Consider the following 24,806-nt stretch of genomic DNA (forward strand, 5'->3'; position numbering starts at 1 on the left):
TTTTCAGACGGCCTTGCCTTATTTAAAAGCTTGGTAATATTGCTGATAACGTTCTGCCAGTCCGTATAGGATGAGTGCGGTCAACCCCCAAATATCGTAGCGTTGGAAAAGCAGGGCAGGGAGGGCGAGGGTTTGATTGTTGTGATGAAGCTGGCGGAATGTGTAGTTTTGCAGGTTTAAGGCGAAATCCAAAGGCAGATAAAAAATTTCTGCTACTTCATCGGGATTTGCTTTTGGGTTGATGGGCTGGGTGCAAATTGCCGGAACAGGCGTAACACGGTAGCCGGAAGGCGTGTCATAAAAGGGTAGCGGTGCAAAAGTCTGCCATGCGGCAATCGGAATGGCAGTTTCTTCATAAGCTTCTCTTAACGCCGTTGCCGTTAGGCTGTCGTCTTGGGCATCTTTGCGGCCGCCGGCAAAGGCGATTTGTCCAGTGTGTTGCCTTAAGGTCTCGGCCCTTTTGGTCAGTAAAATTTGCCACGCTCCTTCATGCAAGGCGATGCCGACCAAAACGGCTGCTTCTTTGACCGTTTGGGCGGTAACTAATTGATTGCGCTCTGCTTGCATACGGCTGCTGAAGTGTGAAGCTTGAGTTAGGAAATGGGTAAGGTGGTCAGTATTCATTTTTGGCGCTGATTGTTTTATGAGATGAGGATTACACAAGGTTTACGGTTACCGTGTCAACAAAATAGGGTGCGTGTGTTACAGTTATGCCTGAATGATAAATAAAGCTTTGCGTCTGTTCTGCAAGTGCTTAGGCCGTCTGAAAATGCCGGCAGGTTCTCAAAAAGGATAGTTATGTTGTTTTCCCCATCCCGTATTCGAGTGGCAGCTACGGCTGTCATGATGTTGTTTGTTACACAAACTTTTGCTGCGCCCGGCGATTCAAATACAGTTTTTGAATCGGCTAAGATTATTAAAAAGAAAAGCCGTGCCGACCGTTTTTCTCCCGAAGAGCGCGAGCAGGAGCGGATACGTCTGTTGGGTATACAAAACCGTACATCTCAGGTTTTCACTTTGTTAAATTCAGAACTTGCCTTGCAAAAGGGTGATGCGGCTTCTGCGCTGTTTACTTATATTTTAACGTTGCATCGCACCAAATCTCCCGAAGTAGCCGAACGCGCGTTGGAGATGGCGGTTTCTTTAAATGCCTTTGAACAGGCTGAAGCCATTTACCAAAAATGGCGCGAAATCGAGCCGGAGCCTGGTGAAACTCAAAAGCGTATGACTTGGTTGCGCAATTTGCTGCTGGGCAAAGCCGATAAGAATTTGAGCGGATTGGACAAGGTGATTGCCGGCGGTAGTGAAGATGAGCAAAAGCGCGTGTTCCTGCTTTTGGCACAAACCGCAGCCCAACAGTCGAATCTGACCAGTGATGCGGTCAAACAGGTGCATAAAACGGCATTAAATTATAAAGACTTCCCTGAAGCGGCGATTGCGGATGCAATTTTTAGTGCAAAAGACGGTCAAAAGAAACATGCCATTGCCGCATTGCAACGCTTGGCCAAGTTGGACAACGAAATTCTGCCGCCGACTTTTGTTACCCTGCGTCTGATGGCGCAACGGCATCCTGATATTCTGGACGGCTTTTTCAAAGAGACAGACACCAAAACCTTATCTCCGATTTGGCAGGAGTTGGACATCGCCAATTTGATCGCCCATGGCCAAAATGATAAGGCTTTTAAGCGTTTACAGACTTTGTTGGAAGAAAATCCTAACCCTGATTTGTATATTCAGGCCGCCTTATTGTCAGCCAGCAAGACGGAAAATATTTCTGTGGTAAACAGCTATCTGGAAAAGGCTTATAAAGCCGGTACGGAAGAGCAGCGCAGCCGTGCGGCGTTGATTGGTGCAGTTTCTTATAATGATGTTGAAGAATTGGCCAAAGCCAAACAATGGTTGGATAAGGTAACGGCTACGGCTTATACATTTGATAAAACCATTTTGGCCGCTTCCATCGAAGCCAAACAGGGCAATCATAAAGAGGCTTGGGCTTTGGTACAACGCGCACAAAAAATGCCCGAGCAAAGAGGACGTTATTTTGAAGCTAAGGATTTGTTGAGTACGGCTTTGTTCGTATTGTCTAAAAATACCAATCTTCAAGAATCGTTGAACGCTTTGAACAGTTTGGTAAGTTCCACCGAAAAATCCTTGAAAACCCAAGCTTCTCCGGAGCTGCTTGCCAATGTGCTGTATCAGCGTTCGATGGTTTATGAGAAGCTGAATCAGCCAAGCAAGGCGATTGCCGATTTGCGCCGTGTGGTAGAGCTGTATCCGGACAATCCGCACGGTTGGAATGCTTTGGGCTATACCTTGCTGTCCAACGGCAAGGATTTGGACGAGGCTTTCAAAATGGTTCAGACGGCCTATCAAATGGATCCGGAAAGCGCAGCAATTAATGACAGTGTAGGTTGGGCTTATTATCTTAAAGGCGATGCCCAAATGGCTTTGCCGTATATCCAATATGCCTATGAAAAAGAACCTGAAGCCGAAGTCGCCGCGCATTTGGGCGAAGTCCTATGGACGCTTGGAGACCAAGACAAGGCCAAAGAAATCTGGAATGACGGTTTGAAACGCGGAAGCAATCTCCGAGTATTAAAAGAGACAATGTCCAAATTCGGTGTAACGTCCAGCAAACCGCATACTCAAAAACACAAATAAAACCAAAAGGCCGTCTAAAAAGCGTTTGATTTCAGACGGCCTATGAAGGAATATCCATGAATTTAAAACAATTATCATCGGTTGCAGCCTTATTGCTTTTAGCTGCTTGTGCGCAGCCAAACTTACCTCAGCAAAATAGTTGGCAAGCAGCAGAGCAGGTGCAGGATTTTAGCGCAGACGGTCGATTGGCTATCAAAGTGGAAGGTAAAGGCTCTTATGCTAATTTCGACTGGACTTATCAGAATGCGGTTCAAACCATTGATGTCAATACACCACTGGGTAATACCGTTGGCCAGCTGTGTCAAGACAGTGAAGGCGTATTGGCAGTAGACAGTAAGGGTAAGGTTTATCAGGCGGAAACGGCTGAGGAATTGAGCAGACAGCTTTTAGGCTTTGCTTTGCCGGTTCAATATCTGCATATTTGGGCTGATGGTAAACGCGTTGCCAATGCGCCATACAAAATCCTGCCTGATGGCCGTCTGGAGCAGTTTGACTGGACAATATTGCGCACTTTAAATAGTTCAGGACAGCCCAAAACACTTCAACTTGAGAATGCCAAGTTTAATATCCGCTTGGTGTTCGATACAGTAACCCACTCTTTGGATAAGAATGGACAAACCCGATGCGCAGCACGTAAATAGAGGATGCCATGTCTGTTTCAGAGGAAATTCAAGCCTTTCCTGCGCCGGCTAAATTAAATTTGGATTTGAGGATTACCGGCCGTAGGAGCGATGGTTATCATAATTTGGAAAGTATTTTTTGTTTAATCGGCTTATACGATACCGTTCATTTGAAAATGCGTACTGATGGGCAGATTATTCTGCATACGCCGGTCGAAGGGCTTGAGCCAGAACAGGACTTGACTTATCGGGCGGCTAAATTATTGCTGCCATATGCAAGCGTAGCGCACGGCGTCGAAATTTGGTTGGATAAGGTGATTCCTACCGGAGGCGGATTGGGCGGCGGCAGCTCTGATGCGGCTACAGTTTTAATGGTTTTAAACCAATGGTGGCAATGCGGCTTGAGCAGGCAGCAACTGATTGATTTAGGCGTAAGTCTTGGTGCGGATGTTCCTTTTTTTATTTTTGGCAGAAGTGCTTTTGCCAAAGGAGTGGGCGAGAAGCTGGCTGAAATAGATGTCCCTAAACAATGGTATGTTATCGTTAAGCCCTCCGCCCATGTGGCAACAGCTAAAATTTTTGCACATGAAGGCTTGACACGGGATTCCAAACCCAGCATAATGCCGACTTTCCAATCGTTACAGCCGTTTCAAAATGATATGCAGGCGGTTGTGTTTCAGGAATATCCTGAAGTTTGGAAGGCTTATGTTGAGTTATCCCAATATGGTCATGCATTAATGACTGGTTCCGGGGCTTGTTTGTTTATAGCAAGTGAATCTCATCAAGAAGCACATACAATTTACCAACAGGTTTCTCAATCATATGAAGCTTATTGTGTGGAAGGATTAGATATTCATCCTCTATTTCATATGATTTAGTAAGTTGGGGAGTCGTCAAGCGGTTAAGACACTGGATTTTGATTCCAGCATGCGAAGGTTCGAATCCTTCCTCCCCAGCCAAATAAAAGCGTGTAAGTTTTCTTACACGCTTTTTTACGCTCAGAGCGAAATAACGCTGAAAAACTTTTTTTTACCCGTCTTTACGCGTATAATCGCGTAATTAGTGTCTTAGACATAGGGCGAAGGGAAGCGTAATGTTTTCTGCGCGTAAATCAAATCTAGAATCAGGTGAAGATATGGCTGCTTATGACAGTTTAATGGTGTTTACCGGTAATGCAAATCCGGAATTGGCGCAACGTGTTGTCAAACATTTGGATATTTCACTCGGTGAAGCCACTGTTTCCAAATTCTCTGATGGCGAAGTAGCCATTGAATTGTTGGAAAATGTGCGTGGTCGCGATGTGTTTATTTTGCAACCTACCTGCGCGCCAACCAATGACAACCTGATGGAAATTTTGACTATGGCTGATGCACTTAAACGTGCTTCTGCCGGTCGTATTACTGCCGCGATTCCTTACTTTGGTTATGCGCGTCAAGATCGTCGTCCTCGCTCTGTTCGTGTACCGATTTCTGCTAAATTGGTAGCAAATATGTTGTACTCAGCAGGTATCGATCGCGTATTGACTGTTGACTTGCATGCCGATCAAATTCAAGGTTTCTTCGATATTCCGGTAGATAATATTTACGCTACCCCGATTTTATTGAACGATATTAAACAACAGCGCATTGAGAACCTGACTGTTGTCAGCCCTGATATCGGTGGTGTTGTACGTGCACGTGCTGTTGCTAAATCTTTAAATGCTGATTTGGCTATTATCGACAAGCGTCGTCCTAAAGCCAATGTGGCTGAAGTGATGAACATCATTGGCGATATTCAAGGCCGTACTTGCTTGATCGTAGATGATATGATCGATACGGCAAACACCTTGTGTAAAGCGGCTGTTGCCCTGAAAGAGCGCGGTGCAGATCGTGTACTGGCATACGCCAGCCATGCAGTATTCTCAGGCGAAGCAGTGAATCGAATTGCTTCTTCCGAAATTGACCAAGTAGTTGTGACAGATACGATTCCATTGTCTGAAGCAGCTAAAAAATGTGAACGCATCCGTCAAGTTACCATTGCCGGTTTGCTAGCTGAAACGGTACGCCGTATCAGCAATGAAGAATCCGTCTCATATCTTTTCAATGAAGATGTGATGACTGGCGGCATGTTGCTGCCATAACCCGATGTCGTCTTAAGCTGGTCGCGGCCGATGACGACGATTTTATCTAAATTGGAGTATTAAACATGACTTACGAAATTCAAGCCTCTGTTCGCGAAGCCCAAGGCACTGGTGCGAGCCGCCGCCTGCGTCGCGAAGGCCAAATCCCTGGCATCCTGTACGGTGAAGGTCAAGAGCCTGTTGCTATCGCTGTAGACCACAAAACTGTATTCTACGCATTGGAAAAAGAATCTTTCCATACTGCTTTGATTAAACTGTCTTTGAACGGTGAAACTAAAGACGTTATCGTGCGTGACTTCCAAATGCACCCATTCCGTCGCGAAGTTCAACACATCGACTTCCAAGCTGTGAAAGCTGATCAACCTGTACGCATCCGTGTTCCTCTGCACATTGTTAACGCTGAAAACTCTCAAGCTGTTAAATTGCAAGGTGGTCGCGTATCTCTGTTGAACACTTCTGTTGAAGTAGTTGCTTTGCCTGCAAACATTCCTGCTTTCTTGGAGCTGGATTGTGCATCAGTAGTTGCCGGCGACATTCTGCACTTGTCAGACATCAAATTGCCAGAAGGTGTTGAAAGCGTTTCTCTGAAACGTAACGAAAACCTGGCTGTTGCTACTGTTACCGGTAAAAAACGCTAATAGGTAGTTAATATAAGAAAACCGTATCAGATAAATCTGATACGGTTTTTGTTTTACATATAAAATTATTTGCTATAAAACTTAGGTAAATGTAACAGCAATGTACTTTATAAGATTGAAGCAATCTCATTGCGAAGTTTATTAAGAAAGCGCCCATGCCGCACCCATTGTGTGGCTGATTCATAATCCTGTTGTTCAAATGCTTGTTGCAAATCTTGATATAGGTTGCTTTGTACTTCTTGGATTTCTTGATCCAGTGCCCGGATGGCATCATGGTTTTGTTCCATTTGAGCATCCATCAATGTTTCCCGCCATTCCATCTGCTGCATGAGGAATTCTGGTGAAAACGAAGTGTGTTCAGGTGCATCAGCATCGATATTTTGGCTTTTCAAGAGATAAGCAGCCCGATCAATAGGACTTTTTAATGTACGGTAGGCATCATTAATTGTAGAAGACATCATAACGGCTTGTTTCTGCTCAAAAGCTGAAGCAGAAGCAAATTTATCGGGATGAAATTGGGCAGCTAAAGCTCGATAGGTCTGTTCGAGTGCTTCGGTATCAATATTGAAAGATGGCTCAAGCTGGAAGAGGTTAAAGTATTGAGACATGATATTAAAGGAAAAAATCTAAAGAAGAGGATTGTTTTACGATATAATCCGGAAACTGTTTATACGAAAGGAAAACAATATGACCGGTAAGGTGCAACACAATAAAGGCAAAATACGAGACAATGCCTTAAAAGCCTTAGTCAAATCTGATTTGTTCCGACACAAAGTAGAACGAAAAAGAAAAGGCAAGGGTAGCTATAATAGGCAAGAAGCCAAAAAATGGCGGGATGGTTTTGATACTTTCCCGCCATTTTTTATATTTTAAACGTGGAAGCTCTCGCCGCAGCCGCAAGAGTCTTTGACATTCGGATTTTCAAATTTGAAACCTTCCTGCAAACCTTCTTTGGTGTAATCGACTTGCGTGCCGTCCAGATAAACCAAACTTTTCGGGTCGATATAAACGCGCGCGCCGTGTTCTTCAAAAATCAGGTCATCCTCGTTCACTTCATCGACAAATTCCAGGTTGTATGCCATGCCCGAGCAGCCGCTGGTTTTCACTCCCAAGCGCACGCCTAAGCCTTTGCCGCGTTTGGTCAGGTAGTTATTGATGTGTTTGGCTGCGTTTTCTGTGATGGTAATCATGCTTTTTTCCTCATTTCGCAATCATTTTCTGTTTTGCCTGCTTTTTTATTTCAGACGGCATCTTGATTATCAGGCCGTCTGAAAACGCTGTTTTGCCCACTCTATCGCGGCGGTAATGGCAGCTTTTGCCTGCGGACTGTTTTTCCAACAGGTCGAGCCGGTCAATTTTGCCCCTAGTTCCAAAACATCGTCCAAATCTGCCGCCGCCAGCTTGGCAACATCATCCAAACCCATTTGCTGCAAACGCTGCAATATGGTTTTACCTATGCCTTTGACAGCAAGTAGGGATTGGATTTCTTTATCGGTAAAAGGCATTTTGCTTCCTTTGATTTTGCAGGTACTGGCGCATTTATATGGCAGTTGGTGCCTATCAAGCCGATTTAGACATTAATGTCTGCAAACTAAGTATCTGGCAAACAAGATTATTTGTTTTCCTGACGTTTGCGATAGTCGGCAACAGCTGCCTTTACCGCATCCTCAGCCAAGATAGAGCAGTGGATTTTCACTGGGGGCAGTTCTAATTCTTCGGCGATTTCGCTGTTTTTGATTGCCAGCGCGTCATCCAGACTTTTGCCTTTGACCCACTCGGTAATCAAACTGGAAGAAGCAATGGCGGAGCCGCAGCCGTAAGTTTTGAATTTTGCATCTTCAATGATACCCTCATCGTTTACTTTGATTTGCAGACGCATTACGTCACCGCAGGCCGGTGCACCGACCATGCCGGTACCGACAGATTCGTCATTTTTGTCGAAAGTACCAACGTTGCGGGGATTTTCGTAGTGGTCGATTACTTTATCGCTGTATGCCATGATGTGGTTTCCTTTGTGTTTTTAATGGTGTAAATGGTTTGTTACGAATATTCAGACGGCCTGAAGTTTAGATTTTGCATGCGCCACCTTCGCAGCCGTCATCATTCTCTGAATCAACGCCGCCTTCTACGGTAACACCGTCAAAATCTTCGAGCAGGTTGTCGAGATTGTCGAGGTCGAGTTCTTGTTCATCCATAGTTTATGTCTTTAATCTGAAAGTTATGCCTTAGTGGTGCTAGGGGATCAAATGAGATCTATATATAGGTCGTCTGAAAAGTTTTATTGATTTTCAGACGGCCTTTTATAAATGCGGATTAATGCGCTGCCCATTCAATCGAGTTCAAATCGATACCTTCTTTAAACATTTCCCACAGCGGAGACAGTTCGCGCAGTTTGCCGATTTTGGATTTAATCAGTTCTGCTGCGAATTGGACTTCTTCTTCGGTGGTCATGCGGCCGAAGGTGATGCGCAGGGAGGAATGTGCCAATTCGTCGTTGCGGCCGAGTGCGCGTAAAACGTAGCTTGGCTCAAGGCTTGCGGAAGTACAGGCGGAGCCGCTGGATACGGCGAGTTCTTTCACTGCCATAATCAGGCTTTCGCCTTCGACGAAGTTGAAGCTGATGTTCAGGTTGTTCGGAGCGCGGTGTTCGAGGTCACCGTTGATATAGACTTCTTCGATGCCTTCGATGCCTTTGAGGAAGATGTCGCGCAGTTTCAGGTAGTGCGCAGTGTCTTGTGCCAATTCTTCTTTGGCAATGCGGAAGGCTTCGCCCATACCGACGATTTGATGGGTCGGCAATGTGCCGGAACGGAAACCACGTTCGTGGCCGCCACCGTGCATTTGGGCTTCGAGGCGGACGCGTGGTTTACGGCGTACATACAGGGCGCCGATGCCTTTAGGGCCGTATACTTTGTGGCCGGACATAGACAGCAAATCAACTTTGGCGGCTTCAACGTCGACAGGTACTTTACCGCATGCTTGTGCTGCGTCAACGTGGAAAATGATTTTGCGTTCGCGGCAGATTTCGCCGATGGCAGGAATATCTTGAACCACGCCGATTTCGTTGTTTACCCACATTACGGAAACGAGGATGGTGTCTTCGCGGATGGCGGCTTTTAGTACGTCTAAATCAACCAAACCGTTTTCTTGTACGTCCAGATAAGTTACTTCGTAACCTTGGCGTTCGAGTTCGCGCATGGTGTCGAGTACGGCTTTGTGCTCGGTTTTTACGGTGATGAGGTGATTACCTTTAGATTTGTAGAAGTGCGCCGCGCCTTTGATGGCGAGATTGTTGGACTCGGTTGCGCCGCTGGTGAAAACGATTTCTTTAGAGTCGGCGTTAATCAGGGCTGCAATGTCTGCACGTGCTTTTTCTACGGCTTCTTCTGCTTCCCAGCCGAAGCTGTGGCTGTTGGAGGCTGGGTTGCCGAAAATATCGGACAGGTAGGGAATCATTTTTTCGGCAACGCGGCGGTCGACGGGAGTGGTGGCGGCGTAGTCGAGGTATACGGGGGTTTTGACGGTCATGGTTTGCTCTTTCGTTTGGTCATCTGCCTGCGGTCTTTGCCGCAAGTCGGTTTAATGAATGTGTGTAAAGGTAACGACATGACTGCTGTCGCTGCAGTTTTTTTGTTCAATGATGCTTTGCAGCGTAACGCCGCTGAGGTAATCATTGATGGTTTTGTTTAAGTTTTCCCAAAGGTCGTGGGTCAGGCAGGGGGCGCCGTGGTTGCAGTTTGCTTTGCTGCCGCACTGCGTGGCATCCAGTCGGTCTTCGGCTGCGGAGATGATTTGTGCAATATTGATTTGCTCGGCGGGAGCGGCAAGGATGTAGCCTCCGCCGGGGCCGCGTAGGCTTTCAACCAATCCGGCACGGCGCAGTTTGCTGAATAATTGTTCGAGGTAGGAAAGCGATATGCTTTGTCGTTCGCTGATGGCACTGAGTTTGACAGCGCCGGTTTGCGCGTTCATCGCCAAATCTATCATGGCGGTTACTGCAAATCGCCCTTTGGTAGTCAGTCTCATGGTGTGGTTGCCTGTGTGGGGCGTTTTTATTAGTGGGGGGAATTGTCTAATATCTGAGTGTTTCAGTCAAGTATGTGGAGGCTCGGTTTGATTGTTTGTTTAAATGGTGGCATTGGCTGATTTTTAAATCGGAAAATATTTTCTTTATTTTTCTGGAATTTGGATTTAAGGCCGTCTGAAAAAAGGCTATCAACCCTACAACTATCAGGGTTAAAATGTTTTGATTTAATATTGATATTAATATAGATTATCAAAATTATTCTTAAAATTTAGTTGTTTTGATGGAGTAAAATAATGAGGTGTTTGAAATGTTCAGACGGCCTTGACCATCCATCTTTACCTTAACAGAGGCAATCGACCATGAAATCTGATTTAAGCAAAATAACCTGTATCGAAGACTTGCGCCTTGTTGCCAAACGTAAAATGCCGCGTATGTTTTATGACTATATTGACTCAGGCTCTTGGACGGAAACCACTTATCGTGAAAATACTTCGGATTTTAAAGACATCCGTTTCCGTCAAAAAGTATTGGTTGATATGGAAGGACGCAGCCTTGAGACTAAAATGATCGGTCAGGATGTGAAAATGCCGGTGGCGATTGCACCGACCGGTTTTACGGGCATGGCGCATGCCGACGGCGAAATCTTGGCGGCACGGGCGGCGGAAAAATTCGGTATTCCGTTTACGCTTTCAACCATGTCCATTTGTTCGATTGAAGATGTGGCTGAAAACACTAGCTCGCCGTTTTGGTTTCAGCTTTATGTGATGCGTGACCGCGAGTTTATGGAGAACCTGATTAAGCGTGCGAAGGATGCTAATTGTTCGGCTTTGGTATTGACTGCCGATTTGCAGGTTTTGGGTCAGCGCCACAAAGACATTAAAAACGGCCTGTCTGCACCGCCGAAACCGACCATCGCCAATTTGATCAATTTGGCGACCAAACCGGAATGGTGCATGAAAATGCTGAATACGGAACGCCGCACTTTCCGCAATATTGTCGGTCATGCGAAAAACGTGGGCGATTTGTCTTCGCTGTCTTCATGGACTTCCGAACAATTCGACCCGCGTCTGAGCTGGGACGATGTAGCACGCATTAAAGATTTGTGGGGCGGCAAGCTGATTATCAAAGGCATTATGGAGCCTGAAGATGCGGAAAAGGCAGCGAAAAGCGGCGCGGACGCATTGGTCGTTTCCAATCATGGCGGCCGTCAGCTTGACGATACTGTGTCTGCCATTAAGGCTTTGCCTGATGTGGTCAGCGCGGTGGGCAGCGACATCGAGGTTTGGATGGACAGCGGTATCCGCAGCGGTCAGGATATTTTGAAGGCTTGGGCTTTGGGTGCGAAAGGTACGATGATAGGCCGGGCGTTCCTGTATGGTTTGGGTGCGTATGGTGAAGAAGGCGTAACCCGTGCGCTGGAAATCCTGTATAAAGAAATGGATATTTCCATGGCATTTACCGGTCACCGCAATATTCAAGATGTGGATTCCAGCATTTTGCGTTCTACGCGTTGGGCTCAAGATGAATTTTAATTTTTAAACATAAGAAAAGGCCGTCTGAAAATCTGTTTTCAGACGGCCTTTTTATAGATGGCTATTTCTCGTTTTTGCGATACCATTCAATGAATGCATCGGGTTTGACAAAGCCTAATAAGGCTTCGCTATGACTGCCGTCGGCGCGGACAACAAACACGCCCGGAGGGCCGAAGAGGCCGTATTCTTTCAGTAAGGCCTGATGGTCGGGAGTGTTGGCGGTTACGTCGATTTGGAAGAAGCGCTGCATATCGACTGCTTCGTGTACCTGCGGTTGGTTGAGCGTGTAGGCGGCCATTTCTTTGCAGGATACGCACCAGTCAGCGTAGAAATCAATCAGCACGGGCTTGCTTGGATCGGCTTTCAAGGCGGCATCCATAGCGGCTTTGAGTTCGCCGACATTGGTAAACATTTTACCGTGGTCGGTTTCTTGTCCGGCTTTGGATGGCGGAACCAGCGTTAAGAAGTGGTGCAGGGCGGTGGTTTGTTTATTGAAGCTTTGCCAGCCAAACCATGAGCCGCCAATCAGCAGTAAAAAGCCCAATACGGTGGCAACCGTTTTCAGACGGCCTTTTTGTTTGCCGGATTTCGCCAAAAGCATCAGGGCGGGAACAATCATCAGCAAGGTGTAGAGGCCGACTACTGCGAAATAAGGCAGATGCGGTGTGGCAAGGTATACGGCAACGGCCAGCAGAATGAAGCCGAATGCGTATTTGATGCCGTTCATCCAGTCGCCTGCTTTAGGCAGGATATGGCCGCCGAATGTGCCGATGATGATGAGCGGCACGCCAGTGCCGAGTGCTAATGCATAAAGTGCAAGGCCACCCAATACGGCATCGCCGGTCTGACCGATATAGCCTAAAGCAAATGCCAGCGGAGGCGCAACGCAAGGGCCGACAATCAGGGCGGATAAAATACCCATGATGAAGACGGAAATGATTTTGCCGCCTGAGAGTTTGTTGCTTTGGTTTTGGAAATAGGATTGGACAGAGTTTGGCAGCTGGATATTGAATAGGCCGAACATAGACAGTGCCAGTACCACCATCAACGCGGCGGCGGCAAGCACAACCCACGGCTGTTGCAGCCATACGGTCAACAGCGCGCCTGTCAAACCGGCAATCACGCCAACCAAGGTATAGGTTAATGCCAAGCCTTGTACATACACCATAGACAAGGTGAACGCGCGGCCTTTGCCGGCTTTTTTATCGCCCACGACAATGCTGGAAACAATCGGCAGGAGCGGATACATACAGGCTGTAAAGCTTAAGCCCAAACCTGCGACAAAAAACGCCAACAGGTTGGCGTTTAAATTATCCCAAGAGAGCTTGAAGCGGCTGCTGTCGGGATTGTTTGTAGCGGGCTGTGCGGGCATTTGGCCGTCTGAAGAGGCGGACGGTTGCAAAAAGCGGTCTTTGGCAGAAACCGGCTCGTCGCTTTGAGGCTGGTAAATCCCGTTGCCTTTTACGTCAAACTCGGTGTCCACAGGTGGATAACACACACCCACTTCGGCACAGCCTTGATAAGTCAGCGTCAGTTTGTATTGCGGCGCGGCTTGTTTGTAAGGCAGGTCAACCTGTGCGGTATGGTGGTAAACCGTTTGTTTGCCGAAGAATTCGTCTTCTTTTTCTTCGCCTTTGCTGAATTTGGGTTCGTCCAAGACTTTGTCAGGATTGGTCGCTGCAACGATTTTGGACTGGTACATATAGTAGCCGTCAGCGATTTTGAACTGCACGCTGATGCCTTGATCGGTTACATTGACTTGAGGTACAAAGGCTTGCTCTGGAGGCAGCAAATCATTGGCATCTACTGCAAATGCGAAGCTGCTCAAGCCTAAAAATGCAATGAGGAAATAAAGGAATTTTTTCATAGTATCTACGGAGATGCCGTTGAGGAACCGTCATTATAAATGATGGAAAAACAATCGGCTTAATTTATGTTAAATATTGCGAGAGAAATCTAATGCTTTTGAATTATATCAAAATAGGGTTGCCCATATATGACCGATAGTCTCATGTTATCGTTCAATCTATGCCAAAGGCCGTCTGAAATTTTCAGACGGCCTTTGCTTCTCTTAGGCTTAGTTTTTAAGGATAAGCGATATAAGCGTAAGCGGAATGGTTGTGTATCGATTCGAAGTTTTCGCTTTCGACAACAAACGATTCAATGCGTTTGTCGGCAATCAGCGCGGTGGCTACATCGCGAACCATATCTTCGACAAACTTCGGATTTTCGTATGCTTTTTCCGTTACATACTTCTCGTCAGGGCGTTTGAGCAAGCCGTAGAGCTGGCAGCTTGCTTGCGCTTCGACGTAATCGATGATTTCTTCAATGCCTACATCCGTGTTTGCAATCAGGCTGACCGTTACATGCGAACGTTGGTTGTGCGCGCCGTATTGGGAAATTTCTTTGGAACACGGACACAATGAAGTAACCGGAACCATTACTTTCAGATTGTGGCTGTATGTACCGTTTTTGATTTCGCCGGTCAGGGTGACATCATAGTCGAGCAGCGATTGGATGCCGGAGACAGGCGCACTTTTCTTGCGGAAAAACGGGAAGGAAACGCTGATTTTGCCGGAATGGGAATCCAGTAGGGCAACCATATCGGCGGTCAGCTTGTGCAGCGTATCAAAATCCAAAGCATCGGTTTGTTTTTCCATCAGGGCGACAAAGCGCGACATATGCGTGCCTTTTTGGTCGGCAGGCAGGAAAACCGTCATGGTCAGGCGGGCGACGGTGGATTGTTCGCCTTCTTTGCTTTTAAGGGAGATTGGAAAGCGCAGGTCTTTGATGCCGACCTGATTAATCGGCAGGTTGCGTAAATCGCGGCTGGATTGCACGTCTGCAATGGCGTTCATGCGTGGTATGTCCTTCATGATAGGATTGTTGAGATGCGTGTGGAGGGAATCGGCTCGTGTCGGCCGATTTGCAAATGCGAGATTATATCACTTGCTTTATCCGCCTGCATTGATTGTTTCTATTTTTCAGATAGTGATAAAATCTTCGATTATTCACATCTATATAGGCATAGACCAAATGAAATTCTCCACGAAAGCCATTCATTCCAGCTACGATTGCGACGAACACAACCGCGCGCTGATGCCGCCAATTTATCAAAACAGTATGTTTGCGTTGCATGAGATTGGCGAAAATGTGCCTTACCGCTACTCGCGCCTGAGCAACCCGACCCGTCAGGTATTGGAAGATACTGTTGCCGATTTGGAGCATGGTGCGGCCGGCTTTGCCTTTTCCAGCGGTATGGCGGGGATTGATGCCGTATGGCGTACTTTCCTGCGCCCGGGTGATACCATTGTTGCCGTTGCCGATATTTACGGCGGCGCTTATGATTTATTGGTCGATGTTTATCAAAAATGGGGTGTGAACGTTGTTTTTGCCGATTTGGGCAATCCGGATAATTTGGACGAGCTGCTCAAAGCGCACAATGTCAAACTGGTTTGGCTGGAAACGCCGTCCAATCCGCTTTTGCGCTTGGTAGACATCAAAGCGCTTACCGCAAAAGCCAAAGCGGCCGGTGCGCTGGTCGGCATCGACAACACCTTTGCCACGCCGTATTTGCAACAGCCGTTGGATATGGGTTGCGATTTTGTGTTCCACTCCGCTACCAAATATTTGTGCGGCCATTCCGACGTACTGATGGGCGTAGTCGTTGCCAAAACCAAAGAGCTGGCTCAGCCTTTGCACGACATGATGGTGCATACCGGCGCGATTGCAGGTCCGATGGACTGCTGGCTGGTCTTGCGCGGTATCAAAACGTTGGTCTTGCGCATGAATGCCCATTGCCAAAACGCACTCGAAATCGCGCGCCGTTTGGAAGCCCATCCTGCCATTGAAAAAGTGTTCTATCCCGGCCTGCCGTCGCACGAACATTACGAACTCGCCCAAGCACAAATGCCCAAAGGCATTGGCGGCGTGGTTACGGTTTATCTCAAAAACGACACGCGTGAAGCAGCCAATAGCGTGATTAAAAACATGAAACTGGTCAAAATGGCCTCTAGCCTCGGCGGCGTGGAAAGTCTGGTCAACCATTGCTATTCCCAATCCCACAGCGGCGTGCCGCATGATGTGAAAATGGAAATGGGCATTAAAGTCGGCCTGCTGCGTTTCTCTGTCGGTATCGAAGATGTGGACGATATTTGGAACGATATTTCCAAAGCATTGGATACGACTTTGTAAATAAGGCTTAACGGTCGTCTGAAGATGAATGGTTTTTCAGACGGCCTTTAGCAATAACAAAGGAATAGATATGAAAACATTATTCGGTGCATTAATGAGTATGGTAGTTTTGGCAGCTTGTACATCTCCTTCAGCATCTCAGCCTGAACAAGCCTCTAAAGCGCAGGTACAAACTCAACAAACGGCGCAACCTACTTTAGCCGCCAAATGGCGTGTTGTCGCTTTCAATAAATTCTCCGAAAAAGAGTTGGCGGATAAAAACGCCTATTTGGATTTCAGCAAAATGCCTAAGGCTCATGGCAATATGGGTTGCAACGGTATGATGTTTCAAGCGAATGTAATCGGAGCAGGCAAAATTGATTTTGGCCATATTGCGGTAAGCATGATGCTGTGTGAAGACATGAAGCTGGAAGATGCGTTTTTGCGCAAACAAAGCGTGTGGAACTATCGTTTTGACGGTAACGATTTGATTTTGGAACAAAAAGGCATCAGTATCCGTTTGCGCCGTGAATAATCTTAAAGGCCGTCTGAAAATAAATATTTCAGACGGCCTTTTGAATCTTTATAATAAGCCCTATTTGAAACTGATACCGAATATCAAGGAAACCTATTATGGCAGCTTCTCCAGAAGCCAAGTTTACCGAAGAAAAAGTCTTGTGGATCAAACACCATACGCCCAAGCTGATGACTTTTGCCATCAGCCGTCCCGAGTCCTACCGTTTTTCGGCAGGGCAGTTCTCGCGCCTTGGTTTCCGTGACGGCGAGGGCTTTATCTGGCGCGCGTATTCTGTCGTGTCTGCCGAATACGCCGATACGCTTGAGTATTTCGCAGTGTTAATCGAAGGCGGCCCGATGTCGGCGCGTTTTGCAGCCATGAAAGAGGGCGACACCATTTTGCTGGATAAAACGGCTACCGGTTTCCTCTTGCCCGAGCGATTCCCAGACGGTAAGGATTTGGTCATGCTCTGCACGGGTTCCGGTATTGCGCCTTTCCTCTCCATTATCGAGCAACCTGAAATCTGGCAGCGTTTCGACCGTTTGGTTTTGGCGCATTCAGTTTCTTACGCCGACGAGTTGATTTTCAACCAGCGCCTTGCCGATTTGAAAGAGCATCCGCTGATTGAAGAATATTTCCATAAATTCACTTTTGTTTCGGTCACCACGCGTGAAGAAACGGAAGGCGCATTGAGCGGTAAACGGATTCCCGAATTGCTGAAGAATGGCGGCTTGGAAGAAAAAGTCGGCTTCAAGTTCACCAAGGCCGATACGCGCTTTATGGTTTGCGGCAATCCGGCAATGGTCAAAGACACTTTCCAAGCCCTGATGGATTTGGGCTATGCCATGCACCGCAACCGCATCCCCGGCGAAATCATGATGGAAAATGGTTTTTAATAGATAAATGGTCAAAGGCCGTCTGAAAGTTTCAGACGGCCTTCAATATTAAATATAAACCGAAAATCAGAGAAAATATGAATATCAAACAATTTATCCAAGCCTTGCCCAAAGCCGAGCTGCACGTCCATATCGAAGGGACGTTCGAACCGGAGTTGATGTTTGAAATCGCCAAGCGCAACCACATAGCGATTCCTTATGAAAATGTCGATGCGGTACGGCAGGCTTATGATTTTCACAATTTGCAGTCGTTTTTGGATATTTATTATGCCGGTGCTGGCGTATTGTTGCACGAGGTGGATTTTTACGATTTGACCCGCGCGTATCTTGAGCGTTGCCGCGAAGACAATGTTGTGCATACGGAAATATTTTTCGATCCGCAAACCCATACTGCGCGTGGCGTGGCGTTTGAAACCGTGATTAACGGCATTGTCCGCGCCTGCCGTGAAGCCGGGCAGCAATGGGGCATAAGTACGCGTTTGGTTATGTGTTTCCTGCGGCATTTGTCGGAAGAAAGCGCATTTGAAACGCTGTATCAGGCTTTGCCTTATAAAGAACACATCATCGGCGTAGGCTTAGATTCAAGCGAACTAGGGCATCCGCCGTCCAAGTTCGAGCGCGTGTTTGCGCAGGCGCGGGCGGAGGGTTTGTTGACGGTGGCGCATGCCGGAGAAGAAGGCCCGCCGGAATATGTTTATGAGGCTTTGGACTTGCTGCATGTCCGCCGTATCGATCATGGCGTACGGGCGGAAGAAGACGAAGCGTTGATGGCGCGTTTGATTAAAGAGCAAATGCCGTTGACCGTTTGCCCGTTGAGCAATTTAAAATTAAAAGTGTTCCCTGAAATGGCAAAACACAATTTGCGTCGTATGTTGCAACGCGGCGTGTTGGTAACCGTCAATTCCGATGATCCGGCGTATTTCGGCGGCTATATGAACCGAAATTTTGAAGCGCTTGCCGAGGCATTGGATTTGAGTACGGAAGAAACCAAAACCTTGTGCGCCAATTCGTTCCGCGCTTCGTTTTTGAGCGAGGCGGAAAAGGAAGAATGGATACGGAAGATTGAAGGTTTTGATGTTGAATCATGATAAAAGGCCGTCTGAAACAGTTTCAGACGGCCTTTTACCATGGCGGTTAATAATCAACTTTGATTTTGGGCGTCTCCTGCGCGGCTTTGTATTCTTCTTCCAATTCAAAGCGCAGCGGATACAAATTCAATTTTTCCATCAGCAGGCGGTCGCCGTCTTCGTCCGGATTGCCCGTAGTCAGTAGCTTGTCGCCGTAGAAAATCGAGTTTGCGCCAGCCATGAAACACATGGCCTGCATGGATTCGGGCATATTGCTGCGGCCTGCGGACAGGCGGACGTAACTGTGTGGCATGGTAATGCGTGCGACGGCGATGGTACGGACAAATTCCGTCCAGTCCAAATCTTCGGCATCGGCCAGCGGCGTGCCTTCCACTTTGACCAACTGGTTGATCGGCACGCTTTCGGGTTGCGGATCGAGGTTGGCAAGGCTGGCAATCAGGCCGGCGCGTTCGGCGCGGGTTTCATTCATGCCGACGATGCCGCCGCAGCAGACTTTCAAACCGGCATTGCGGACTTTGCCCAAAGTATCCATGCGGTCTTCGTGTTTGCGGGTGTGGATGATGTCGTTGTAGCGGTCAGGGTCGGTGTCGAGGTTGTGGTTGTAGTAGTCCAAACCGGCTTTTTTGAAGTCTTCAGCCATGCCGTCTTCGAGCATGCCGAAGGTGCCACACACTTCCATGCCCAAGCCTTTCACCGCGCTGATGATTTCGGAAACGACAGCCACGTCTTTAGGTTTGGGGCCGCGCCATGCCGCGCCCATGCAGAAACGGCTGGCGCCGCGCGATTGGGCAATTTTGGCTTTTTCGACGATTTCGTCCACATCCATCATCTGCTCTTTGCCTAGATTGGTATTGTGGTGTGCCGATTGCGGGCAGTAGGCGCAGTCTTCGGGGCAGCCGCCGGTTTTGATGGAGAGCAGGGTGGAGAGTTGGATTTCGCGCGGATTGAAGTTTTGGCGGTGGATTTCGGCGGCTTGGAAAACGAGGTCGAGGAAAGGTAGCCCGAACAAGGCCTCGACATCGCATTTTTTCCAATAACGCGCAGTCGGATGCGGCTTGCGCTCGGTTTGACGGCGCAAGGCTACGGGAGATACGGTCATAGTGTGTTCTTTCGTGTTTACAGCGGCGCAGTGTCGCTGACGGCTTGACTGCCGGCGCAATGACGGCAGCAGCAGGTTTAAAATCAATATAAAAGGCCGTCTGAAACGGCGCAGCAAGTGTAACGCTTTTGATAATGTAGAGCAAATGTTTCAGACGGCCTGAAATATGGTCTGCCCGGGTTTGCTATAATCGCATTTTTAATTTTTCCGTTTTCTTATGAACGCGCCCAAAGCCTTCGCCGTACTCGGCCCGACCGCCGGCGGTAAAACCGCGCTGGCCTTAAATATTGCCCAATCGTTGCCGGTGGAAATCATCAGTTTGGATTCCGCACTGGTGTATCGCGGCATGGACATCGGTACGGCCAAGCCGACTGCCGAAGAGCTTGCCGCCGTGCCGCATCATTTGATTGATATTATCTCGCCGCTGGAAAGTTACAGCGCGGCGGATTTTGTCGGCGACTGCGTGCGCTTGGTGAACGAAATACATGCGCGCGGTCGCTATCCGCTGATTGTCGGCGGCACGATGATGTATTTCCACGCGCTGACGGAAGGTTTGAACGATTTGCCCTGCGCGGATGCGGCGGTGCGCGCACAGCTTCAGGAGGAAAAGAACGAACACGGTTTGGCAGGCCTGTATCGCCGTTTGCAGGAAGTTGACCCGATTACGGCAGGCCGTCTGAAAGCCAATGACAGCCAGCGTATTGAACGCGCTTTGGAAGTCTATCTTCTGACCGGCAAGCCTTTGAGCGAACATTTCACAGAGCAGAAGCAGGCCGCGCCTTTATTGGATTTATGCACAGTCGCCCTTATCCCCGAAGACCGCCATTTGTTACACCGCCAAATCGAAAAACGCTTTTTGAGTATGTTGGAACACGGTTTCCTCGATGAAATGCATGCCTTACGCCGTGATTATCCGCAACTGCATGCCGATATGCCGTCTATGCGCTGCGTGGGCTACCGTCAGGCTTGGGATTATCTCGAGGGCGAAACCGATTATGGAACCTTTGTCGAAAAAGGCATTGTCGCCACGCGCCAGCTTGCCAAACGCCAGTTGACCTGGTTGCGAAAAATTCCTTTGGCGCACACGTTAGATCCTTACGCAGAAAACGATTATGTTCAGACGGCCTTAGCCTTGGCGCGTCGGCATTTTCAGGAATAATCCATGCTGACCACGCCACCACTTGCGCCTAAGACGTTGGCCGCATTAAAAGAATTAGGTATTTACACACTGGAAGATTTGCAAAAAATCGGCGCAGTCCGCGGATTTCTATTGCTGAAAGCGTCGGGTTTGACCGTAACCAAAAGCACCTTATGGCAACTGGCTGCGTTGGTTTCAGGAGTAGATGTCCGGCATATTTCCGAGGAGAGAAAGACGGAGCTGGGCGAGGCCTTGAAAAACCATCCGCCTGTTGCCGTTTTCCCTTCGCAAAACGATATGGAAGCCTTTATGCGGCTGGCGATAGAACAGGCCAGACAATCGGCGGTATTGGGCGAAGTGCCCGTTGGCGCGGTCATCGTATATCAAGGCAAGGTAATCGCAGCGGCACACAATACCTGCATTGTCGACCACAATGTCAGCCACCATGCCGAAATCAACGCGCTTGCCACCGCAGGTAAGGCCTTGCAAAACTACCGCTTGGAAGACTGCGACGTGTACATCACCTTAGAGCCTTGCTCTATGTGCGCATCTGCCTTGATACAGGCACGGGTCGGGCGCGTGATTTATGGTGCGGCCGAAGCCAAAACCGGTGCGGCAGGCAGCGTGGTCGATTTATTTGCCGACAAACGTCTGAACAAGCATACCGCAATTTTGGGCGGCATATTGGCAGAAGAATGCCAAAGCGTATTGCAGGATTTCTTTGCGGCCAAACGTAAGGCCGTCTGAATTTCAGACGATCTGTCAGCAAAAACACTTTATTTTAAATTTTCGGATTTTCCATGTCAGTCAATCATTACGAAAACTTCCCTGTCGGCTCCATTGTGCTGCCGCGCCGTTTGCGCAAGCCGGTTCACGCCGTTTACGCTTTTGCACGGACGGCGGACGATATTGCCGACGAAGGTAATGCCGAAGCAGCCGAACGCCTGCGCCAACTGGACGAACTGAAGGCAGAGTTAGACCGCATTGCACAAGGTGGGAAACCGCAAACGGGTTTAATGCAGTGTTTGTACAACGAAGCGATTGAGCCGTTTCAATTGCCGCTACAGCCGTTTTACGATTTGCTGGCGGCGTTCAGTCAGGATGTGGTCAAAACCCGTTATGAAAACTTTGGCGAATTGATTGCCTATTGCCGTTTGTCCGCCAATCCGGTGGGACGTATTATGCTGCATTTGTACGGGCAAACCGATGAAGTAAGCATGGCGCAAAGCGACGGCATTTGCACTGCCTTGCAGCTGATTAATTTCTGGCAGGACGTGGCGGTAGATTGGCAGAAAGGGCGCGTGTACATTCCTCAGGAAGATTTGCAGAAGTTCAAAGTCAGCGAAGAACAGATTGCGGCCGGCAAAGCCGACTTTGCTTTTCAACGATTGATGGCGCACGAGTGCCAACGTGCCTTTCAAATGCTGAAGGCAGGCTCGCCGTTGGGCAAAACCCTCAAAGGACGAATCGGTTTTGAGCTGCGCATGATTATTGTCGGCGGCCAGTTGATTTTGCAGAAGCTGGACGGTTGCAAATATGACGTGTTTAACCAGCGGCCGCTGTTGGATAAAAAAGACTGGATGATTATCATCAAACGGGCTTTGATGAAGAAATAAAAAGAGGCCGTCTGAAATAGATGTTTCAGACGGCCTTGATGTTTTCGATTAGCGGTTTTTCAAACGGTTGATGCGGTTATCCAAAGAAGGATGGGTGCTGAACCAAGAATCTTTGGCTTCACTGGCAATGCCCATTGCCGTCATGGTTTGCGGCAAATCGCTGGGGTTGCCTTTCAAGCGTTGCAGGGCGGCAATCATTTTCGGCGCGCCCACCAGTTTTGCAGCGCCCGCATCGGCGCGGTATTCGCGTTGGCGGCTGAACCACATCACAATGATGCTAGCGAGGAAGCCGAATACGATCTGCAATACCATGCTGACCATGAAATATGTACCTTGCGAAGTGCTGCCGTCATTATTGCGCGCCACCATGCTGGAAACGATACGCGCCAAGAAGACGACAAAAGTATTCACAATACCTTGAATCAGCGTCAGCGTTACCATATCGCCGTTGCCGACGTGCGCCATTTCATGAGCCAAAACGGCTTCAACTTCATCGCGGGTCATGTGGTCGAGCAGGCCGGTGCTGACAGCGACGAGCGAGCTGTTTTTGGTTGCGCCGGTTGCAAAGGCATTAGGCTCTGGGGAGTTGTAAATGGCTACTTCGGGCGTTTTCAGATTCCATTGGCGGGCTTGCGCTTCAACAGTTGCCAACAGCCACGCTTCTTCTTCGCTTTGGGGCTGGTCGATGACGACGGCGCCGACCGAATGTTTGGCGATGGTTTTCGACATCAGCAGGGAGACAATCGAGCCGCTGAAGCCGACGACTGCGGAATAAGCCAGTAGGCTGCCGACTTGGTCGGTGCTGTTGATGCCCAAGATGGCCAAAATAACACGGATGACAACCAAAACTGCGATATTGGTTGCGATAAATAAGAAAATGCGTTTCACCGATTATTCCTTTTTAGTGTGGTTTGTGAGGTGATTTTTATATGGGCGCATTGTCTCAAAAACTCTATAGAGATGAAACAGCGCAATAGGCAAAGGTATGCAAATTCAAAGCAATTGAAGCAAAGGCCGTCTGAAAAGGTAGTCTCAACCAGTGAGAATCGCTTTTCAGACGGCCTTTGATAGGTAAAACTATCTGCCAGCTTCTTCCAGCCAGTTGCGCGGTATGAGGAATTGATTGAGGCGTGCTTCGGGTGAACCTTCTTCCGGCACATATTGATACTCGAAGCGTACCAAAGGCGGCATGGACATCAAAATGCTTTCCGTGCGTCCGCCGCTTTGCAGGCCGAACAGCGTGCCTCTGTCCCAAACCAAGTTAAATTCGACATAGCGTCCGCGACGGTAGAGTTGGAAATTGCGTTCACGTTCCCCATAAGGCGTGTTTTTACGTTTGGCCACAATCGGCAGATACGCTGCGATATAGCCTTCCCCGACTGCCTTGATAAAATTCAAGCAGGTATCGAAATCCCAGCGGTTTAAATCGTCAAAAAACAGGCCGCCCACGCCGCGTGTTTCGTTACGGTGTTTCAAATAGAAATATTCGTCACACCATTGTTTGAATTCAGGATAAACCGATTCGCCAAATGGCGCGCATACGTCCCGAGCCACTGTGTGCCAATGCACAATATCTTCTTCAAAAGGATAAAACGGCGTCAAATCAAAGCCGCCGCCAAACCACCACACAGGCTCGGCATTTTCAGGATAGGCAATAAAAAAGCGCACATTGGCATGGCTGGTCGGGACATAAGGATTTTTCGGATGGATGACCAGCGACACACCCATGGCTTCAAACGCCGCGCCTGCCAATTCAGAACGATGGGCCGTGGCAGAAGCCGGCATTTTTGTTCCCTTTACATGCGAAAAATTCACACCGGCCTGCTCGAATACTGCGCCGTTTTTCAATACGCGGGTTTCGCCGATGCCCAGTTTCCCCGTCCATGCTTCATGCACAAATTTGGCTTCGCCATCTTCTTGCTCCAGCGCGGCGCAGATTTGGTTTTGCAGGGTTTTGAGGAGGGTTAGAACGGATTCTGTGTGCATGATATTTCCTTGATGGTGTTTTGTTATGGGCAAATTTTTGCACAGGCCTATCTTGTAACCAAGCTTCATTCATCAGCAATAGATTGAAAGGTATCGATGATGTGGCGATACCTTTCAGACGGCCTTGATTTATTCAGTAAAAAAAGTATGTGCGCCTAAATAGTTTTTGGCGTAAAACGGGGTGGAAAGTTTTTCGGTTTTGATGGTTTTGCCGCTGCTGGGGGCGTGGATGAATTCGCCGTTGCCGATGTAGAGGCCGACATGGGAATATTTGTGTGCGCCGCCGGTATTGAAAAAGACCAGATCGCCGGCTTTTAATTTGCTGTCGGAAATTTTACGGCTGGCTGCGGCCATATCGCGCGCGGTGCGTGGCAGATTGACGTTGAGGGCGTTTTTATAGACGAATTGGATCATGCCGCTGCAGTCAAAGCCTGTGGCTGTGGTGCTGCCGCCCCATTTGTAGGGCGTGCCGATCAGGCCTAGGCTGTGAAGCATCAATTCCTGCGAACCTTGGGTGCGGTCGATATGGGAAATACGGACGGGTTGGACTTTTCTGGCGGTTGTTTGCGGCTTGTGGGATTTGTGTTTGCCGGTGGTGCCGCAAGAGGCCAACAATAGGCAGGCGGTACAAACAAATAGGGTTTTGCAGATGAGTCGAGACATGATGAATTCCTCCGGCCGCATGATTTATGTTTT

Annotated in this window: 27 protein-coding genes, 1 tRNA gene and 1 pseudogene; 15 read left to right on the forward strand and 14 right to left on the reverse strand. The window is 48.3% G+C overall.

Annotated features, from left to right (window positions below; translation table 11 throughout):
- Positions 1-18: 18 nt before the first annotated feature.
- Positions 19-624, reverse strand: a complete 606-nt coding sequence (locus HMPREF3022_RS01190) for a CoA pyrophosphatase (protein WP_070765022.1) — start codon at positions 622-624, stop codon at positions 19-21.
- Positions 625-798: 174 nt separating this feature from the next.
- Here HMPREF3022_RS01190 and HMPREF3022_RS01195 point away from each other — a divergent pair, with 174 nt between their 5' ends.
- The 6 genes from HMPREF3022_RS01195 (at position 799) to HMPREF3022_RS01220 (ending at position 6,038) form a co-directional block, all read left to right on the forward strand.
- Entirely contained in the window at positions 799-2,661 is a 1,863-nt protein-coding gene (locus HMPREF3022_RS01195; RefSeq protein ID WP_070765023.1) for a tetratricopeptide repeat protein, read from the forward strand.
- A gap of 56 nt (positions 2,662-2,717) precedes the next feature.
- A complete protein-coding gene (lolB, locus tag HMPREF3022_RS01200) occupies positions 2,718-3,302 on the forward strand; it encodes a lipoprotein insertase outer membrane protein LolB (RefSeq protein ID WP_049332580.1) in 585 nt (194 codons plus the stop codon).
- An 8-nt stretch (positions 3,303-3,310) separates the two neighbouring features.
- On the forward strand, positions 3,311-4,159 hold the full coding sequence (gene ispE, locus HMPREF3022_RS01205; RefSeq protein ID WP_049332582.1) for a 4-(cytidine 5'-diphospho)-2-C-methyl-D-erythritol kinase: 849 nt from the start codon (positions 3,311-3,313) through the stop codon (positions 4,157-4,159).
- 5 nt (positions 4,160-4,164) lie between these two features.
- Positions 4,165-4,240: transfer RNA gene (locus HMPREF3022_RS01210), tRNA-Gln, on the forward strand.
- A 176-nt stretch (positions 4,241-4,416) separates the two neighbouring features.
- Positions 4,417-5,400, forward strand: coding sequence for a ribose-phosphate pyrophosphokinase (locus tag HMPREF3022_RS01215; protein ID WP_107723665.1), 984 nt, complete (start codon positions 4,417-4,419; stop codon positions 5,398-5,400).
- A 65-nt stretch (positions 5,401-5,465) separates the two neighbouring features.
- On the forward strand, positions 5,466-6,038 hold the full coding sequence (locus HMPREF3022_RS01220; RefSeq protein WP_004519902.1) for a 50S ribosomal protein L25/general stress protein Ctc: 573 nt from the start codon (positions 5,466-5,468) through the stop codon (positions 6,036-6,038).
- A gap of 107 nt (positions 6,039-6,145) precedes the next feature.
- Here HMPREF3022_RS01220 and hscB read toward each other — a convergent pair whose 3' ends face one another.
- Positions 6,146-6,646, reverse strand: a complete 501-nt coding sequence (gene hscB, locus HMPREF3022_RS01225) for a Fe-S protein assembly co-chaperone HscB (protein ID WP_049330775.1) — start codon at positions 6,644-6,646, stop codon at positions 6,146-6,148.
- 79 nt (positions 6,647-6,725) lie between these two features.
- On the opposite strand from hscB, the pseudogene HMPREF3022_RS01230 reads away from it, so the two are divergent.
- Positions 6,726-6,948: pseudogene (locus tag HMPREF3022_RS01230) on the forward strand (alternative ribosome-rescue factor A).
- On the opposite strand, the gene iscA reads toward HMPREF3022_RS01230, so the two are convergent.
- From iscA to iscR, 6 genes are all read right to left on the reverse strand, one after another.
- Entirely contained in the window at positions 6,908-7,228 is a 321-nt protein-coding gene (gene iscA, locus HMPREF3022_RS01235) for an iron-sulfur cluster assembly protein IscA (protein ID WP_049330777.1), read from the reverse strand. The pseudogene HMPREF3022_RS01230 and the gene iscA sit on opposite strands and share 41 nt — an antisense overlap.
- 69 nt (positions 7,229-7,297) lie before the next feature.
- On the reverse strand, positions 7,298-7,543 hold the full coding sequence (locus HMPREF3022_RS01240; protein ID WP_049330780.1) for a recombinase RecA: 246 nt from the start codon (positions 7,541-7,543) through the stop codon (positions 7,298-7,300).
- A 107-nt stretch (positions 7,544-7,650) separates the two neighbouring features.
- Positions 7,651-8,037 carry a Fe-S cluster assembly scaffold IscU gene (gene iscU / locus HMPREF3022_RS01245; protein WP_003674559.1) on the reverse strand — a complete coding sequence of 129 codons (387 nt, stop codon included), beginning with the start codon at positions 8,035-8,037 and terminating at the stop codon, positions 7,651-7,653.
- A 67-nt stretch (positions 8,038-8,104) separates the two neighbouring features.
- Entirely contained in the window at positions 8,105-8,233 is a 129-nt protein-coding gene (locus HMPREF3022_RS11830) for a hypothetical protein (protein WP_004519897.1), read from the reverse strand.
- A 118-nt stretch (positions 8,234-8,351) separates the two neighbouring features.
- Positions 8,352-9,566 (reverse strand): IscS subfamily cysteine desulfurase, encoded by a 1,215-nt coding sequence (locus tag HMPREF3022_RS01250; protein WP_049330782.1) that lies wholly within the window; start codon positions 9,564-9,566, stop codon positions 8,352-8,354.
- Between the two features lie 51 nt (positions 9,567-9,617).
- Positions 9,618-10,064 carry a Fe-S cluster assembly transcriptional regulator IscR gene (gene iscR / locus HMPREF3022_RS01255; RefSeq protein WP_003680774.1) on the reverse strand — a complete coding sequence of 149 codons (447 nt, stop codon included), beginning with the start codon at positions 10,062-10,064 and terminating at the stop codon, positions 9,618-9,620.
- A gap of 360 nt (positions 10,065-10,424) precedes the next feature.
- On the opposite strand from iscR, the gene HMPREF3022_RS01260 reads away from it, so the two are divergent.
- Positions 10,425-11,597: an alpha-hydroxy acid oxidase gene (locus HMPREF3022_RS01260; protein WP_049330783.1), complete on the forward strand. Its 1,173-nt coding sequence runs from the start codon at positions 10,425-10,427 to the stop codon at positions 11,595-11,597.
- 61 nt (positions 11,598-11,658) lie between these two features.
- Here HMPREF3022_RS01260 and dsbD read toward each other — a convergent pair whose 3' ends face one another.
- Both dsbD and folE2 read right to left on the reverse strand, forming a co-directional pair.
- Positions 11,659-13,464 (reverse strand): protein-disulfide reductase DsbD, encoded by a 1,806-nt coding sequence (gene dsbD, locus HMPREF3022_RS01265; RefSeq protein ID WP_049330784.1) that lies wholly within the window; start codon positions 13,462-13,464, stop codon positions 11,659-11,661.
- 217 nt (positions 13,465-13,681) lie between these two features.
- Positions 13,682-14,455 carry a GTP cyclohydrolase FolE2 gene (gene folE2 / locus HMPREF3022_RS01270; protein WP_049330785.1) on the reverse strand — a complete coding sequence of 258 codons (774 nt, stop codon included), beginning with the start codon at positions 14,453-14,455 and terminating at the stop codon, positions 13,682-13,684.
- Between the two features lie 178 nt (positions 14,456-14,633).
- Here folE2 and HMPREF3022_RS01275 point away from each other — a divergent pair, with 178 nt between their 5' ends.
- The 4 genes from HMPREF3022_RS01275 (at position 14,634) to HMPREF3022_RS01290 (ending at position 18,271) form a co-directional block, all read left to right on the forward strand.
- Positions 14,634-15,791 (forward strand): trans-sulfuration enzyme family protein, encoded by a 1,158-nt coding sequence (locus tag HMPREF3022_RS01275; protein WP_049330786.1) that lies wholly within the window; start codon positions 14,634-14,636, stop codon positions 15,789-15,791.
- 70 nt (positions 15,792-15,861) lie between these two features.
- The gene (locus HMPREF3022_RS01280; protein ID WP_049330788.1) at positions 15,862-16,305 is read left to right on the forward strand and encodes an META domain-containing protein; all 444 of its coding nucleotides are present in this window, start codon (positions 15,862-15,864) and stop codon (positions 16,303-16,305) included.
- Between the two features lie 98 nt (positions 16,306-16,403).
- A complete protein-coding gene (locus HMPREF3022_RS01285; RefSeq protein WP_049330791.1) occupies positions 16,404-17,183 on the forward strand; it encodes a ferredoxin--NADP reductase in 780 nt (259 codons plus the stop codon).
- 77 nt (positions 17,184-17,260) lie between these two features.
- Complete coding sequence (locus HMPREF3022_RS01290; RefSeq protein ID WP_049330793.1) at positions 17,261-18,271, forward strand: adenosine deaminase; 1,011 nt, start codon at positions 17,261-17,263, stop codon at positions 18,269-18,271.
- Positions 18,272-18,317: 46 nt separating this feature from the next.
- On the opposite strand, the gene bioB is transcribed toward HMPREF3022_RS01290, so the two are convergent.
- The gene (gene bioB / locus HMPREF3022_RS01295) at positions 18,318-19,370 is read right to left on the reverse strand and encodes a biotin synthase BioB (protein WP_049330795.1); all 1,053 of its coding nucleotides are present in this window, start codon (positions 19,368-19,370) and stop codon (positions 18,318-18,320) included.
- A gap of 217 nt (positions 19,371-19,587) precedes the next feature.
- Between bioB and miaA the strand changes: the two genes are divergently transcribed.
- From miaA to hpnC, 3 genes are read left to right on the forward strand one after another with little or no spacing between them, the layout of a single operon-like run.
- The gene (miaA, locus tag HMPREF3022_RS01300; protein ID WP_070765024.1) at positions 19,588-20,529 is read left to right on the forward strand and encodes a tRNA (adenosine(37)-N6)-dimethylallyltransferase MiaA; all 942 of its coding nucleotides are present in this window, start codon (positions 19,588-19,590) and stop codon (positions 20,527-20,529) included.
- A gap of 3 nt (positions 20,530-20,532) precedes the next feature.
- Positions 20,533-21,255, forward strand: coding sequence for a tRNA adenosine(34) deaminase TadA (gene tadA / locus HMPREF3022_RS01305; protein ID WP_070765025.1), 723 nt, complete (start codon positions 20,533-20,535; stop codon positions 21,253-21,255).
- A gap of 53 nt (positions 21,256-21,308) precedes the next feature.
- Positions 21,309-22,124 (forward strand): squalene synthase HpnC, encoded by an 816-nt coding sequence (hpnC, locus tag HMPREF3022_RS01310; protein WP_070765026.1) that lies wholly within the window; start codon positions 21,309-21,311, stop codon positions 22,122-22,124.
- A gap of 48 nt (positions 22,125-22,172) precedes the next feature.
- On the opposite strand, the gene htpX is transcribed toward hpnC, so the two are convergent.
- From htpX to HMPREF3022_RS01325, 3 genes are all read right to left on the reverse strand, one after another.
- Positions 22,173-23,012 carry a protease HtpX gene (gene htpX / locus HMPREF3022_RS01315; protein WP_070712344.1) on the reverse strand — a complete coding sequence of 280 codons (840 nt, stop codon included), beginning with the start codon at positions 23,010-23,012 and terminating at the stop codon, positions 22,173-22,175.
- 189 nt (positions 23,013-23,201) lie between these two features.
- Positions 23,202-24,110 (reverse strand): oxygen-dependent coproporphyrinogen oxidase, encoded by a 909-nt coding sequence (hemF, locus tag HMPREF3022_RS01320; protein ID WP_049330801.1) that lies wholly within the window; start codon positions 24,108-24,110, stop codon positions 23,202-23,204.
- A 129-nt stretch (positions 24,111-24,239) separates the two neighbouring features.
- Complete coding sequence (locus tag HMPREF3022_RS01325; protein WP_049330829.1) at positions 24,240-24,773, reverse strand: C40 family peptidase; 534 nt, start codon at positions 24,771-24,773, stop codon at positions 24,240-24,242.
- Between the last annotated feature and the right edge of the window lie 33 nt (positions 24,774-24,806).

This window comes from Neisseria sp. HMSC065C04, assembly GCF_001815375.1.
Taxonomy (GTDB): Bacteria; Pseudomonadota; Gammaproteobacteria; order Burkholderiales; family Neisseriaceae; genus Neisseria; species Neisseria flavescens_D.